We start from the raw sequence: 14875 nt of genomic DNA, 5'->3' as shown, positions 1-14875 counted from the left end.
TTTAACGAAGTTTCAAATCGTAAGTGTTTTGCTGAAAATCGACCCTTATCACATGCAAAAATTTGGTAGATACAGAAATTCTTCGTATCTTTGCACCAGCAATCGAAGGAACAGCCTATCGTGCCAAAAAGGCGGTCATAATAGAAGACCGCAGCGGGGCTTAAATGATGGCAGGCGCCGGACATCTATGAAGACCCAAAATCGGGGCAGAAACGAGGGCTTTCCGGGCAGTTGCGATTTCTAAGAACTTTTAAAAACAGTACAGAGTATGATTAACTACAGTATCGTAATGCGCAGCGTGAACGCAAATCTCCTTGAGATCAACCAGGCAAAGTCACGTATCAACCAGGCTAAGAAGGACGGCAAGGAGCCGGACAAGAAGGACACCGACCTGGTGAAGACCGAGAAGCAGAATGCGTTCGCCATCTCGCAGTACACCGATGTGATGACCATCGAGAAGTTTGCCAAGCACATCACTTCTCACGGCAGCGTATATTCAAGAGCTGACATCAGCGCCATCCTCTACATGGCAGTGGACTGCATGAGAGAGATGCTGCTCGAAGGCAAGAAGATCCGACTGGGCGACCTGGGCGACTTCTCTATCCTGCTCAGCTCCAAGGGCGCAGAGACTGCCGACAAGTTTACGGCGCAGAATATCACCAACGTGAAGGTTCAGTGGGAGCCTGGACAGCAGTTCAAGAACCTGCTCGATGACGCAGAATTCAACCTCGTGGCTAGCCGAAGTGCTCAGGCAGCCGTGATCAAGGCGATCAGGGAGGGCAAGACCAACGTGGACATCAACGTTCCAGAAACTCCTGATGGTGGTGGCGATGGAGACGGAACCACTGGCGGCGGAACGCAGGGCGGAGGAACGCAGGGCGGAGGCAGCAATGCTGGCGGCAGCGGAACTACCGGAACTGAAGGCAGTGGAACGCAGGGAGCTGGCGGTAGCGGAACCACCGGTGACCAGGGTACCAGCGGCGGCAATACCGGAGGTGAAGACGGCGGCGGCGACAATGTAAATTTTTAAATCTTGCTTGATGCGGATTGCAAATCCGCAAAGCTAAAAGAGGTTAGGACGTTTTTTAACGGCGGATTACAAATCCGCCGGAACGCCTAACGGTTGCAAATCCGCCGAAACGCCTAACGGAATTAAACATTAAACACTAAACATTAAACACTAAAAGACAATGAAGAAGGATACCTGGAAAATGGTGATTCAGATTGCGATTAGCATTCTCACCGCAATAGCCACTTCGCTTGGTGTTTCAAGCTGCGTGTAAGCTGCAAGGAAGCAGAACGAAAGCAGAACGAAAGCTGCATGTGATTAGTTTTTGAGAAGATTTTATCTATTACAGAGAGTGTGTCATAAGTCTATGACGCACCCTCTTTATTCGTTATACAGGATGTGAAACCTTAGGTATGCAAAAAAAATAGGATCTGTTTCACAACAGATCCTACCACATACTTACTAAAACTAAATTAACCACTAAAAAAACTAATATCTTTATTCCCTATCACTTTAGGGAGATTTTCCTCAAGTATATTTTTATAATCCTTCTTTTTTATATCTGCAAAGATAGAGCTTTTCTGCGAAACGACCAAATTTTCTAGCCTTTTTTTACTAAAAAAAACGAAGAAAGCTCTGTTTTTTGCATTCTTTAAACCTTCGGCCTAATTAAAACTTGTAACCTACCGTAAGCAGGAGCTGATGGCGATTGTTATCCACCTTGCATGAAGTAGGGATATTGTCCAATGTAGCATCATCCTTATTCACATAGCTCATAAACGGATAGAAATCACCCTTCTGGGTAGCATACTGATAAGCTACATCAATATTCAAGTTCTCGTAGTTGAAACCCACACCGCAGGTAAAGCGATTCATCGCCTTCCAGTTGGTATAATCGGTAGAAGTAGCGATATCTACACCATTGCTGCCAATCGACTGATCACGATAGGCATTCTCTCTGAACATCGGCGATACATAGTTGTAACCGAAACGGAGAGAAAGCATAGAGGTTGGCTTGATTTCAGCTCCCACCTTCAAGGTGCTTACACCCTTCAGGTTGGCACGGGTATCTGCATTCATCGCATCATCGCTGCTGCTTGACTCGTAATAATCACCCCAGTAGTAATCGTAGTAACCGCCATCCTTCACGCGGTTGTCCATGTGGTCGTACCAGGCATACTCGTAGGTTGCACCCAGGGCAAGATAGTTGCCCACGGTATGACCCATGCTGACACCCACCTTCCAAGGAGTGTTCAAGCGGAAGTCGTAATCCACAGTCTGTCCCTTATCACCCAATGTGTAGCAAGGCACATTGACGATATTGCCAGCTGCATCCTTATCCTGGAAAGTAGCTGGCGCATTTTTGCCATACATACTCAGATCGTGGGCTGCGCTGAGCGAGAGATCATAGAACACCGGAGAATTGACGTAGGCACCGATACGGAAAGGAGACTCCTCTACCGGACGGAAGATGATACCAGCCTTCACGTCATATCCAGTACCCGTAATCTTGATCTGCTCGTAGGAATCGCTGAAGTTGCCATCCACTAGATTCTCTGCATAGAGGGAATTACTGTTGTAATGAACATCGTGCAAGCCAATGGTAAGACCGAGCCATACTCTATTGCCGATAGAACCACTGATGTTGAAATCGTAGCTGCCGATGTAGCCATGCTGATATTGTCCGAAGAGATAAGACTGGGCTTCGGCGTAAGACAAATAGCCATTAGAGGTGAGGCTAAGCAGACCATTCTGATACTTGCCACTATTATCCTTGTAACCGCCAAAGTTTGCATCTACGGCACTCCATCCATCCACACCCTCTGCATTCTTGGCTGCAGTCAACTTGTTCTGCGAAGCCTTCGTAAGAGAATTGGCTGCGTTGAGGAGCTGTCCGAAGTCGGTACTCTTATGATAATTGAACGCAAGATTGAGCGCACTGGAGTTTCTCATCTTCGTAGACCAGACGATGCCTACCTGGTCGAAGGTTGGATGACTCTTCTTGCCCTTGATATCTATGGTAGAATTGCCAAGGGAAATGCTGTTGTCTGCACCGCTCTGGGCGATGACGCCGGCAGAGAGGGAAATCTGATTCTTGCGGAAAAGACCCACACCGGCTGGGTTGGTGCTGATGGTGGAGATATCGGCACCCAAGGCCTCCATCGCTCCACCCATACCTACATAGCGGGCGGTACCCGTGAGTTGGCTGGCTGCCAACTTGGTATCCTGATAGGTTTCCTGCGCAGCGGCACTCATGGAAGCCACGAGGGCACTGGCAAAAAGTATATGTTTTAAATGATTCATATTATTTCTAATTTTAATTGTTTATAAAGCTTTTGCCCTTTCAGGGCGTATTCATAAAAACCACTATAACCCAGGGCGATGCCCTGGGCTAGGAGCTTTTGGGCCTTCAGCCCGTACTTGAACCACATACGAAACTTCAGTAACTGAGTATTTCAGGGCGTGCTGGCAAATGGCAAATCCTTTCAGGGCGTTTATCGGCGACCTCCGAAGCTGCCGCCACCTGAGCGACCGCCACCTCCAAAGCTGCCACCACCGGAACGACCGCCGCCAAAGCTGCCACCTCCGCCTACACTGCCGCCACTGAAGCTGCCGCTGTTGCCGAAGCTGGAATTATTGCGCGTTCCGAAGTTGGAGTTGTTGTTGAAACCGTTGTTCTCACGGCGCTGACCGAAGCTGCGGTTGGAACCGCTTCTGCGGGTATAGGTATTGTTATTGCCCTGCGATCCGCCATACACATATCCATGAGATGCATCGATGCGCCCCGGATTGTTATATCGCTTGCCACCGGCAAAACCGCCATAGCTTACATGCCCAATCATCGGACCACCCCAGTACCAAGGGCCATACCAGCCACCCCAGCCATAATACCATGGGTCGTACCAGCCGCCATACCATCCGGCATAGCCATAATACCATGGATCATACCAAGGATCAAACCATGGGTCGTACCAGCCTGTATAGTAGCCGTATCGCCAAGGATTGTGCCAGCCCCACATGCGGGAGCGCCAATAGTATGGACCATAGCCATAGTAGCCATAGAACCAAGGATCGTAGTAGCCATCCCAGCGACTCATTCTGCGGGTATTGCCGAAATCCTCTTCCTCGTTGATATACTTCTGGGCGAAGTAAGCATCATCGTAGATGCTGTCGGGCGCCACCCCCTTGCCTACATGAAACTGGATGATATCGTTACCGAGCGAATCAGTACCCACTTTCTCGTAATGGCTCAGGAATCTGCCACCACGGTTGTACTCATCCACATTCCGGTTGCTGCCGCTCCAGAAGAGGGCATAGATACTGTCGCGGCGTGCCTGCTGAGCCTTGTACTCACGCAGTAACGCAGCTTTTCTCTCAGCCTTCTCCTTCGCCTCCTTCTTCGGATTGAAGTAGAGGTCGTCGTCCTGTGCCATCGAAGTGAATGGCATTGCGGCTGCCATCAGGACTGCAAGAAGATACATTTTCTTCATTGTATATTTCTCCTATCTTTTTCTGTTCTTTATGCAAAAATACCACTTATTTTGATGCAAAATTACAGAATTTCCCTAAATAATTGTAGGTTTTCCCCTATTTTTTTATAATTTTGCAGAAGATTTAAAGGATTTCAAACTTTTTAGAACATCCGTAAGCATTTTTAGGACAAAATCAATAGAAAAAAGACATGAAATATTTAGTAGCGACATTCAATATCAAGACATCGGCCGACTTGATGCAAGCCTGCCAGGACTTGCTCGCCGACGGTGCTGCCGAGGCTGGATTCGAATCGTTTGAAGAAACCGAAACGGGTATGGAGGCATACGTGCAGAAAGACCTCTTCGACAAGGAGGCGCTGGATGCCTACATCGCCGACTTCCCTATCATGGACACCCAGATAACCTACGACATCCAGGATGCCGAAGACAAGGACTGGAACCAGGAATGGGAGGAGCAGGGCTTCGACCCTATCTTCGTGGGCGACCAGGTAGTGATCTACGATGCCAAGCATCCGGAACTTTATCCGGATACCAGCGACCGTCCCGACATCATCGAGATCGGCATCGAGGCAAAGCTAGCCTTCGGAACCGGCAACCACGAAACTACCCGTATGATCATCGCACAGCTGCTGAAAATGCCTGTCAAGACCAAGCGCATACTAGACTGCGGAACGGGTACGGGCATTCTGGGACTCACCGCATCGAAGCTCGGCGCCAAGGATGTGGTGGGCTACGACATCGATGAATGGAGCGTGGAGAATGCCAAGCACAATGCCGTACTGAATGGCGTAGATAACATGGAGGTACTCTTCGGAAACAGCAGTGTACTGAACCACGTGAGCGGTGTCTTCGACGTGGTGATGGCGAACATCAACCGCAACATCCTGCTGGAAGACATGAAACTCTTCCGCAGCGTGATGAATATGGGCGGCACACTGATTCTGAGCGGTTTCTACGAGGAAGATGTGCCTGTATTGCTGGAGAAGGCAGATGAGCTGGGACTGCACGAGATAACAAGACAGGTAGATAACAACTGGACCTGTCTGGTACTGGGAGCGTAAAACCAACAATAAAGAATAAAAACAGCAGAAAAAAATAAAGCTTGATCTTTCCCCCTTGGAAAAATCAAGCTTTATTCTTCTTCATCATTATCCCACAATTTCTTATCCTTGTCATTGCTGCCGATACAAAGCTGGCGCAGATCGTAGTAGCTGCCGTTGTAGATATCGAAATCCACATAGCCCTTGATGCCCGGAAGCTTTCCTGCATCCGTATGCTGCCAGAACTTCCACTTGCCCTTGTACTGCACCTTATCTACATAATAATGCGCTATCCAGTAAGGATAGTCATCGAAAACGGGTGCGCTGAGATACTGCTCCTTAAACTTGTAATAGGTGTAGATGATCGGTTTCACATGATACCTATCCTCTACGATATGCAGCCATGTGAGCACATCGCGCTGAAAATCCTCTACACTCTTGTCATCAGGCTTATGCTCGATGTCGAGTACGGGCGGAAGATCGCCATCCGTAAGATGCACCTGCTCCAGAAAGTAATACGCCTGTTCGCGAGCCGTAGATTTATTGCTCCAGAAATGATACACGCCACGGATGAATCCATAATCGCGAGCCTGATTGAAGTTCTCGCGGAAATTCTCATCCAGGCGGCTGGAACCCTCGGTACTCTTGATGATGACAAAGCGCACAGGACAACCCTTGATCATCGCATTGTTGAGCTGCTCCCAGTCTATCTTGCCCTGATAATGGGAGATATCAATGCCATGAATCTCGTAGCCTTCAGGATACACCTCATCGCCATAGAGGGCACGCCATCTGAAACCGGTAGGACCGACGAAGAAATGATAGAACAGGAAAACATACAGCACTACTACCGCCGTTCCACCAATCCACCATGCCAATCGGGGATAACGCTGAAAAACAGAAGACGAACGCCTTCTGCCACCAGAGCCCCCACGCCGAGAAGAAGTCTTCCTTCTCGCCACAGTACCCTTTTTTTGTGAAGAAGCCGTTCGTCTTGTTGACATATAATAATATGATTATTTCTTATTACTTAGCCTGCTCCAACTGGAGAGTCTTTGTGGTCTGATCGCAAACCTCAGATGGACCCCAGTACTGGATAGGACCTGGATATACATAAGATGTCTCCTTAGCCCACTGCTCACGCTTAGAAGCGAAGAACTTGAATGGAGCACCGTCGAGCTCTACGAGAGCCTTGCGGATAACTGGCTTGTTGGCACCGTTACGACGCTCGATGTTCATCATCATTGTGATAGGCACACCACCGGCAATCCACTCAGCTGCAGGAGCTGTTGTATTCTTGATGATTGACATGTAACCAGTCTTGCCGTTAGCGATGAGGCGAGATGCGTTGAAACCGAGTGAGTAGCAGTAGTCTGCATCGTAGTTAGAAGGAGCTGCGCAACGTCCCTCGTAACCGAAGAAGTGGTGCTGAGCAGAGAACTTACCAACATACTTACCCTCCTTCTTCCAAGCAGCCAACTTGTCAGCTACCATGCGAGAGAGCAACTTCTCTGTCTCGATGAGAGAAACCTGTACGTTTCCGTGAGGGTCACGGTCGAGGCAAAGCTGGCGAGCTACGTCTGCTGGCAAAGACTCCAATACAGCGAGGTTGTCCTTAGCGATGGCACCCTTAACGAATGCAATCTGCTCCTCAGCGCTGGCAAACTCACGGCTCTCACCTGTTGCAGGGTCTGTAAGAACCTCGTTCAACTCTGCGATAAGCTTCTTGATAGCTGGGATGAACTCGATCAAGCCCTCTGGGATGAGAACAGTACCGAAGTTGTTGCCATCAGCAGCACGGTTAGCTACAGCTGTAGCGATGTATGTTACAACATCATCAAGAGACATCTCCTTAGCCTCTACCTCCTCAGAAATCAGGCAGACGTTTGGCTGAGTCTGGAGTGCGCACTCAAGAGCGATGTGAGAAGCTGAACGACCCATCAACTTGATGAAGTGCCAGTACTTGCGTGCAGAGTTACAGTCGCGCTCGATGTTACCGATGAGCTCAGAGTAAGTCTTGCAGGCTGTATCGAAACCGAAAGAAGTCTCAATCTGCTCGTTCTTCAAGTCACCGTCGATAGTCTTAGGGCAACCGATTACCTGAACGCCATACTTCTTGGCAGCATAGTACTCAGCGAGAACGCAGGCGTTGGTGTTAGAGTCGTCACCACCGATGATAACGAGTGCCTTGATACCGAGCTCACGGAGAATCTCAATACCCTTCTCAAACTGGTCTTCCTTCTCCAACTTTGTACGGCCAGAACCGATGATATCGAAACCACCAGTGTTACGGTACTCGTCCATAATCTCAGGAGTAATCTCCATATACTTGTGATCAACGAGACCGCCAGGACCGAGGATGAAGCCATAGAGCTTGTTAGCTGGGTTGAGAGACTTCACACCGTCGAAGAGACCAGAGATCACGTTGTGACCGCCAGGAGCCTGACCGCCAGAAAGGATAACACCTACGTTGAAAGCAGGGAGTTCCTGAGCCTCGCCAGCCTCGAAAGTAATAACAGGCATTCCGTATGTGTTAGGGAAGAGAGCCTTGATTTCTTCCTGGTTACCTACTGACTGAGTTGCTGCACCCTCAACTGCCTTTACAGGACCCTGAAGCGCCTTTGGCAACTTTGGCTGATAAGCCGCTCTTGCAATCTGCAATGCACTTTTTTCCATAATTCTTTTATTAATATTTAATTAGTTGAAACTTCAAAAACACTGCAAATTTAAGGTTTTTCTACGAGATACGGAAAGAAAAATGCTAAAAATGAGTTAATATCGATATTTTTTTTGATTTTCTATTGCTTTTCCAAAGAAAATGATTATCTTTGAGCCAATGTTTTTAACCAATTATTAATTTAGAAATAAGAATTATGGCTAACAAAAGAGATTTAAAACGCACTATCAACTACATTACCAGCGAGCTTTTCGCTGAGACTGTAGCAGCGTCTTTGTACAATGGAAAACCTTCTCAGGAGGACGTAGATGGCATCCTTTCATCTATCGTAATGGTCAATAACGACTTCATCAAGCGCGTTTCTCACCCAGAGCCTGGCATAAAGCCGGGAGCATACTATCAGAACCTGATTCATGACTTCAACAAGCAGGTGAGCGAGATTATCGACCAGATCTCCAATATGGGATAAGCCCCGAAAAACGGAGAAGAACATCCATTATACCTATAATATATATAGAGAATAGATTAAGAAGAAATGATCAAGGACATCTGTCAGTGGATATTATACAAGCGAATGGGATGGAAGAAGGAAGTAACCATCGACTTTCCCAAGAAGTACATCATCTGTCTTGCACCACACACCAGCAACTGGGACTTCCTGATAGGACAGCTCTACTCCAGAGCTGAAAACATCAAGAGCAACTTCCTGATGAAGAAGGAATGGTTCTTCTGGCCGCTGGGACCTATCTTCAGAAAGATGGGAGGCGTACCGGTGTGGAGAAGCAAGCATACCAGCATGACCGACAACCTGGCCGAAGAGGCTAAGAAGCGCGAGAGTTTCGGTCTCTGCATCACTCCGGAAGGTACCCGCTCGCTCAACCCGGAATGGAAGAAGGGATTCTATTTCATCGCCCTCAAGGCAGGCATCCCTATCCTACTCTACGGCGTGGATTACGAGAAGAAGGTGATACAGTGTACCAAGATGATCATCCCTTCGGGTGATGTGGAGAAGGACATGCGGGAAATCAAGCTGTACTTCAAGGATTTCAAGGGAAAGAAACCTGAGAAGTTCTCTATCGGAAATATCGACTAACAAGCAAAAAGAAAGGAGGATGTGTCATAAGTCCAGATAATGGCAACCGAGGACGGGCTAGGAGCTTCTGCCCTTTCAGGGCGTATTGGATGTGACTTATGACACACCCTCATCATAGAAGAAAGTGAAAAAAACGAGATTTACAAAATATGGGCTGATAAGCAGTCTGCTTATCTCTTCCGGATTCATGCTGCAGGCATTCGATGAGGGAAACAGTCATGCATGGGGAAACATCGAATATGATGAAGATCCGTGGGTGTTCAACGCCTCACGCCCCTACTTCGTGACTGCCGGACTGCAGAACCGGCATCTCTCACTATGGGCATCGCACGGAAGATACTGGGATGCTGAAAGAGGATGGAAATGGCAACGTCCTAACCTCTTCTGTACCACGGAAGACCTCTTTACCCAGACCATTGTGGTGCCTTACCTCATCCCGATGCTGGAAAATGCCGGCGCCATCGTCTTCACTCCCCGTGAACGCGACTGGCAGCAGCAGGAGATTGTGGTGGATAACGACGACAGACAATCCATCTCCTACCAGGAATTCGTGAATGGCAAGAAATGGAAGAACTGCGACTCCCTGGGATTCGCCAACCTCCAGGCTTCCTATCAGGATGGAGAAAATCCGTTCCAGATAGGTACCGTGAGACAGGCGAAGGCTACCAAGCGAAAGAAGAACAGCCTGGTAAGCTATCAGCCTAACTTCCAGAAAGAGGGAAAATATGCCGTTTATGTAAGCTACCAGACACTGCCCAAGAGTGTACCCGATGCCAAATACATCGTCTATCACAAGGGACAGGCTACGGAATTTACCGTCAACCAGCGTATGGGTGGCGGCACATGGGTATATCTCGGCACCTTCGAGTTCGACAAGGGATGCAATGAGTTCAACCGTGTAGTCTGCACCAATCACGCTTCCCGCAGAGGTGTCGTAACCACCGATGCCGTACGATTCGGAGGCGGTATGGGCAACATAGAACGTGGCGGATTCGTAAGCGGACTGCCTCGCTGCCTGGAAGGAGCAAGATACTACGCCCAGTGGGCTGGAGCACCCTATAGCGTGTATGGCGGAAGAAAGGGTAAGAACGACTATGCCGACGACATCAACACCCGTTCGATGATGACCAACTGGCTGGGAGGCGGCAGCGTATATATGCCGGCAATGGACGGCAAGCGCGTGCCGATAGAGCTTTCTCTCGCCCTGCACAGCGACGCAGGATACAATCCTGACGGACAATCCACCTGGGGTACACTCGCTATCTGCACCACCGATTTCAACGATGGCATGCTGAACAGCGGCATTTCAAGATTTGCTTCAAAGGATTTCGCTAAGGCTTTGAGAGATAATCTTGTAGAAGATATGACCAACACCTTTGGTTCATTCGGAAAACGCTATCTCTGGGACAGGAACTATTCGGAGACCCGACTGCCGGAAGTACCATCGGCAATCATCGAAATGCTCTCTCACCAGAGCTTCCCGGACATGCGCATCGCACAGGATCCGATGGGTAAGTTTACCATCGCCCGCTCCATCTACAAGACCATTCTCAGATTCGTGAGCAGCAACCATGACGAACCGTATGTGGTACAGCCTCTGGCACCCAACCACTTCAGCGTGGAGGTGGATGAACTGGGCTATGCCAGCCTCACCTGGAATGCGCAGCTTGACAAGACGGAACCTACCGCCAAGCCAACCAGCTACATCGTTTATCAGGCAGAAGGCAAAGGCGGATTCGACAATGGTACGATGGTTCGCTCCAACATCTACAACGTGAAGCTGGAGCCAGGCAAGCTCTACAACTTCCGGGTAGCAGCTGTAAACCAGGGCGGCGAGAGCTTCCCATCAGAAACCCTCTCGGCACTCTATAACCCTACTGCCACCAACAAGATTCTGATCGTGAACAATTTCCATCGCCTTGCCTCACCGCAGGTGGTAGATAACGACAGTATCCAGGGCTTCGACTTCGACCAGGACCCAGGCGTAAGCTATGGTCTGACGGCGGGCTGGAGCGGCAAGCAGCGGGTATTTGACATCCATAGAATGGGTATCGAATCTTCCAGCGGACTGGGATACAGCGGCAACGAAATGATAGGACAGTTTGTAGCGGGCAATGACTTCAACCATACCGTGGAGCATGCCCAGGCCATCGCTTCCGGCAACAAGTACAGCATCGCCAGCTGTTCGAGCGAAGCCATCCTTTCGGGAAGAGTGAAGATGACCGATTATCAGGCAGTGGACCTCATCAATGGTCTGGAGCGTTACGACGGTTATACCCACCAGTACTACAAGACCTTCACCCCAACCATGCAGAAGCGCATCAAGTACTATGCCCTCAACGGCGGAAAACTGCTTGTGAGCGGCTCCTACAACGGCAGCGACATGCAGGATGAAGAGGAGAAATCATTCATGGGCGCCATTCTGAAAGTAAACTATGAGCCTACCGGCACCAAGTTTATCGTGCAGGATGTCAATCCGGAAGATTCCACCATTACCGAGCGAGACAGTATCGTTACCACATCGCCAACGGTAAGCGGACTGGGCAAGGAGTTCAGCTACTATCATTCGCTGAATGCCAAGCATTATGCCGCCACCCATCCGGAGATACTCAAGCCAATAGGCAGCACAGCCTTCTGCGCCATGCGTTATCTTACAGGAACCAGTGCAGCAGTTGCCTACAGGAGTACCAGCTACCGCACCTTCACCATGGGATTCCCACTGGAGTGCATCAGCGATGAGAAAACCCGCTACAGCATCATGCAGGGTATTCTGAAGTTCTTAACAGAATAAATTTAAAATCAATAAAATATGTATAAGATTCAAGCAAACCAGTCTGGTACACGCTCTATCGAAGTGAGCGACCAGCATTTAGAGACTATTGACAAGTATCAGTTGCTCCGCAACTTCGTAGATAGCAATGGCATCATCGACGAGGAAGTGCTCGACAAGTTAAGATTCAACGTCCGTTCTCTTCTGGAGAGCAGCGACATCAAGGACAAGGAGTTGCTCGACCTCTGCCTCGACGTAATCTACAACCAGAATATGAAGGCACTCGGCCTCCACAACCTCGTATTGCTCTACGTAGATTGGAAGGACAAGAAGGATGCACAGGAAGCAGCTGAGGCTGAGCAAGATGCAGTGAATGACTAAAGTATATTGAATGGATTATAAGTTAACAGATTTTCTCCCAACAACCAAGAAGGAGTGCGAACTCAGAGGATGGGACGAACTGGACGTCATCCTCTTCTCGGGTGATGCCTACGTAGATCATCCATCCTTCGGACCGGCTATCCTCGGAAGAATCCTGGAAGCTAACGGCTATCGCGTAGCCATCGTGCCTCAGCCCGACTGGCATGGCGACTTCCGTGACTTCAAGAAGCTCGGTCGCCCTCGCCTCTTCTTCGGCGTATCTCCGGGAGCCATGGACTCGATGGTAAACCGTTACACGGCCAACCGCCGTATGCGTAGCGAGGATGCCTTCAGTCCTGACTCCCGCCACGACATGCGTCCCGACTATCCGTCTATCGTCTATACCCAGATACTGAAGAAGCTCTATCCCGACGTACCTGTGGCACTGGGCGGTATCGAGGCATCACTGCGCCGCATCAGTCACTACGACTACTGGAAGGATGAACTCCGCAAGTGCATCCTCTGCGATTCGGGTGCCGACCTCATCCTCTATGGTATGGGCGAACGCTCCATCGTGGAACTTGCCAATGCATTAGCCGAAGGCAAGACCATGGACCAGATTCACGAGATGCCGCAGGTGGCTTTCTACTGCAAGGAGAAGGACATCCCTGGCGGATTCAAGGAGGATGACATCATCCTGCATAGCCACGAGGAGTGCCTGCATAACAAGAAGGGACAGGCGGAGAACGTGCGCCATCTGGAGGAAGAAGCCAACAAGATGCATGCCCAGCGCATGATTCAGGAGACGGACGGTAAGTATGTAGTGGTGAATCCACCATTCCCGCTGATGACCACCGAAGAGCTGGATGCTGCCTTCGACCTGCCTTACACCCGTCTGCCTCATCCTAAGTACAAGGGCAAGACCATTCCGGCATACGAGATGATCAAGTTCTCCGTGAACCTGCATCGTGGCTGCTTCGGTGGTTGCTCGTTCTGTACCATTTCGGCACACCAGGGCAAGTTCGTGGTTTGCCGTAGCAAGGAGAGCATTCTGAAAGAGGTGAAGAAAATCATCGAGATGCCTGATTTCAAGGGCTATCTGAGCGATCTGGGCGGTCCTTCGGCAAACATGTATGGCATGCACGGCAAGAACCAGAAGGCGTGCGAGGTGTGCAAGCGCCCATCGTGCGTGAACCCTCAGATTTGTCCGAACCTGAACACCGACCACAGCAAGCTGCTGGAGATCTATCATGCCGTAGATGCCCTGCCGGGTATCAAGAAGAGCTTCATCGGTAGTGGTGTGCGCTACGACCTGCTCCTACACAAGAGCAAGGACGAGAAGGTGAACCAGGCGGCAAGGGAATATACCCGCGAGCTGATCACCAAGCACGTGAGCGGCCGACTGAAGGTAGCACCGGAACATACCAGTCCAGAGGTATTGAAGTTCATGCGCAAACCATCGTTCGATCTCTTCTACGAGTTCAAACGCATCTTCGACAAGATCAACAAGGAAGAAGGTCTCAACCAGCAGATCATTCCATACTTCATCAGTTCGCATCCGGGCTGTCATGAAGAGGATATGGCTGAACTGGCAGTAATTACCAAGGGACTCGACTTTCATCTGGAGCAGGTACAGGACTTCACCCCTACCCCAATGACGATTTCTACGGAAACCTGGTACACGGGATACGACCCATACACCTTGGAACCAGTATTCAGTGCCAAGACGCAGAAGGAAAAGCTTGCCCAGCGCATGTTCTTCTTCTGGTATAAGCCAGAGGAGCGCCGTGCCATTGAGAGCGAACTTCGCCGTATCGGCAGAACGGATTTGATAGATAAGCTATACGACAAGAAGAGCTTCGGTGGAAATCATGGCGGAGGTTTCAAGGGCAAGAAGACCAACTTCGATGACAAGGCGATTGGTTCTACCTATGACAATCCGGGCGTGGGCAGAGGAGCCAAGGGCAAGCGTGGTGCCGGCAGAAATGCAGCAGAGCCAAATGGCGGAAAAGGCCGTGGCAGAAATGCAGCAGACCGCTTTGCGCCAAAGGGATATGGCAATGTAGGTTGCTATGATGAGGATAAATACCTCAATGAAGGCCGTCCTTTGAATGGTAAATCTTCAAGAAACGGTCATGCTCAGCAAGGAAGAGGAAATAATGCTCCGCAGGGCAGAAGCAACAACGCCAATGCTAATATCCGCGATGCAGTAGCCGCAGCCAGAGCCGAGCTCCGCAATCAGAAAGAGCAAGGTGCCGGCTTCTTCAAGGACAAGAAGAAAAAGAGTTTCAATCCTAATTTCGACACCGACAACCACAATCGCAAAAACCGCTATAACAGCGGAGACAAGAACGAGCGTGGCAGCGGACGTGGAAACCAGGGAAGAAACGAAGGAAGAGGCAGGAGAAAATAATATGAAATGAATTAAAAAA

The 14875-nt window shown here is 49.6% G+C and carries 12 protein-coding genes; 8 read left to right on the top strand and 4 right to left on the bottom strand.

Translation table 11 applies throughout. The annotated features are described in order from the left end of the window. The first annotated feature begins 268 nt into the window (after window positions 1–268). Window positions 269–1030: an HU family DNA-binding protein gene (locus DXD25_RS05205; protein ID WP_117662086.1), complete on the top strand. Its 762-nt coding sequence runs from the start codon at window positions 269–271 to the stop codon at window positions 1028–1030. 160 nt (window positions 1031–1190) lie between these two features. Next, entirely contained in the window at window positions 1191–1283 is a 93-nt protein-coding gene (locus DXD25_RS16630; protein WP_153089932.1) for a smalltalk protein, read from the top strand. Window positions 1284–1678: 395 nt separating this feature from the next. Here the strand turns inward: DXD25_RS16630 and DXD25_RS05200 are convergent, their stop codons facing one another. Then, on the bottom strand, window positions 1679–3313 hold the full coding sequence (locus DXD25_RS05200; RefSeq protein WP_117662085.1) for an OmpP1/FadL family transporter: 1635 nt from the start codon (window positions 3311–3313) through the stop codon (window positions 1679–1681). A gap of 191 nt (window positions 3314–3504) precedes the next feature. After that, window positions 3505–4500, bottom strand: coding sequence for a hypothetical protein (locus DXD25_RS05195; protein ID WP_117662084.1), 996 nt, complete (start codon window positions 4498–4500; stop codon window positions 3505–3507). A 191-nt stretch (window positions 4501–4691) separates the two neighbouring features. Between DXD25_RS05195 and prmA the strand changes: the two genes are divergently transcribed. Then, window positions 4692–5564 carry a 50S ribosomal protein L11 methyltransferase gene (prmA, locus tag DXD25_RS05190; protein WP_089542746.1) on the top strand — a complete coding sequence of 291 codons (873 nt, stop codon included), beginning with the start codon at window positions 4692–4694 and terminating at the stop codon, window positions 5562–5564. A 71-nt stretch (window positions 5565–5635) separates the two neighbouring features. Here prmA and DXD25_RS05185 read toward each other — a convergent pair whose 3' ends face one another. Next, complete coding sequence (locus DXD25_RS05185) at window positions 5636–6547, bottom strand: glycoside hydrolase family 25 protein (RefSeq protein WP_187360435.1); 912 nt, start codon at window positions 6545–6547, stop codon at window positions 5636–5638. Between the two features lie 22 nt (window positions 6548–6569). Further along, window positions 6570–8219 carry a diphosphate--fructose-6-phosphate 1-phosphotransferase gene (locus DXD25_RS05180; RefSeq protein WP_117662083.1) on the bottom strand — a complete coding sequence of 550 codons (1650 nt, stop codon included), beginning with the start codon at window positions 8217–8219 and terminating at the stop codon, window positions 6570–6572. 197 nt (window positions 8220–8416) lie between these two features. On the opposite strand from DXD25_RS05180, the gene DXD25_RS05175 reads away from it, so the two are divergent. The 5 genes from DXD25_RS05175 (at window position 8417) to DXD25_RS05155 (ending at window position 14856) form a co-directional block, all read left to right on the top strand. Then, a complete protein-coding gene (locus DXD25_RS05175) occupies window positions 8417–8689 on the top strand; it encodes a hypothetical protein (RefSeq protein ID WP_117662082.1) in 273 nt (90 codons plus the stop codon). Between the two features lie 66 nt (window positions 8690–8755). Then, the gene (locus DXD25_RS05170; RefSeq protein WP_117662081.1) at window positions 8756–9313 is read left to right on the top strand and encodes a 1-acyl-sn-glycerol-3-phosphate acyltransferase; all 558 of its coding nucleotides are present in this window, start codon (window positions 8756–8758) and stop codon (window positions 9311–9313) included. Window positions 9314–9437: 124 nt separating this feature from the next. Then, window positions 9438–12104, top strand: a complete 2667-nt coding sequence (locus DXD25_RS05165; protein WP_233522196.1) for a fibronectin type III domain-containing protein — start codon at window positions 9438–9440, stop codon at window positions 12102–12104. Between the two features lie 18 nt (window positions 12105–12122). Next, window positions 12123–12464 (top strand): hypothetical protein, encoded by a 342-nt coding sequence (locus DXD25_RS05160; protein WP_117662079.1) that lies wholly within the window; start codon window positions 12123–12125, stop codon window positions 12462–12464. A gap of 10 nt (window positions 12465–12474) precedes the next feature. Next, on the top strand, window positions 12475–14856 hold the full coding sequence (locus DXD25_RS05155) for a YgiQ family radical SAM protein (protein ID WP_233522195.1): 2382 nt from the start codon (window positions 12475–12477) through the stop codon (window positions 14854–14856). Window positions 14857–14875: the final 19 nt, after the last annotated feature.

The sequence above is a fragment of the Prevotella sp. TF12-30 genome (assembly GCF_003436715.1).
GTDB classification, from domain to species: domain Bacteria; phylum Bacteroidota; class Bacteroidia; order Bacteroidales; family Bacteroidaceae; genus Prevotella; species Prevotella copri_A.
This window is presented reverse-complemented; position numbering and strand designations above follow the sequence as displayed.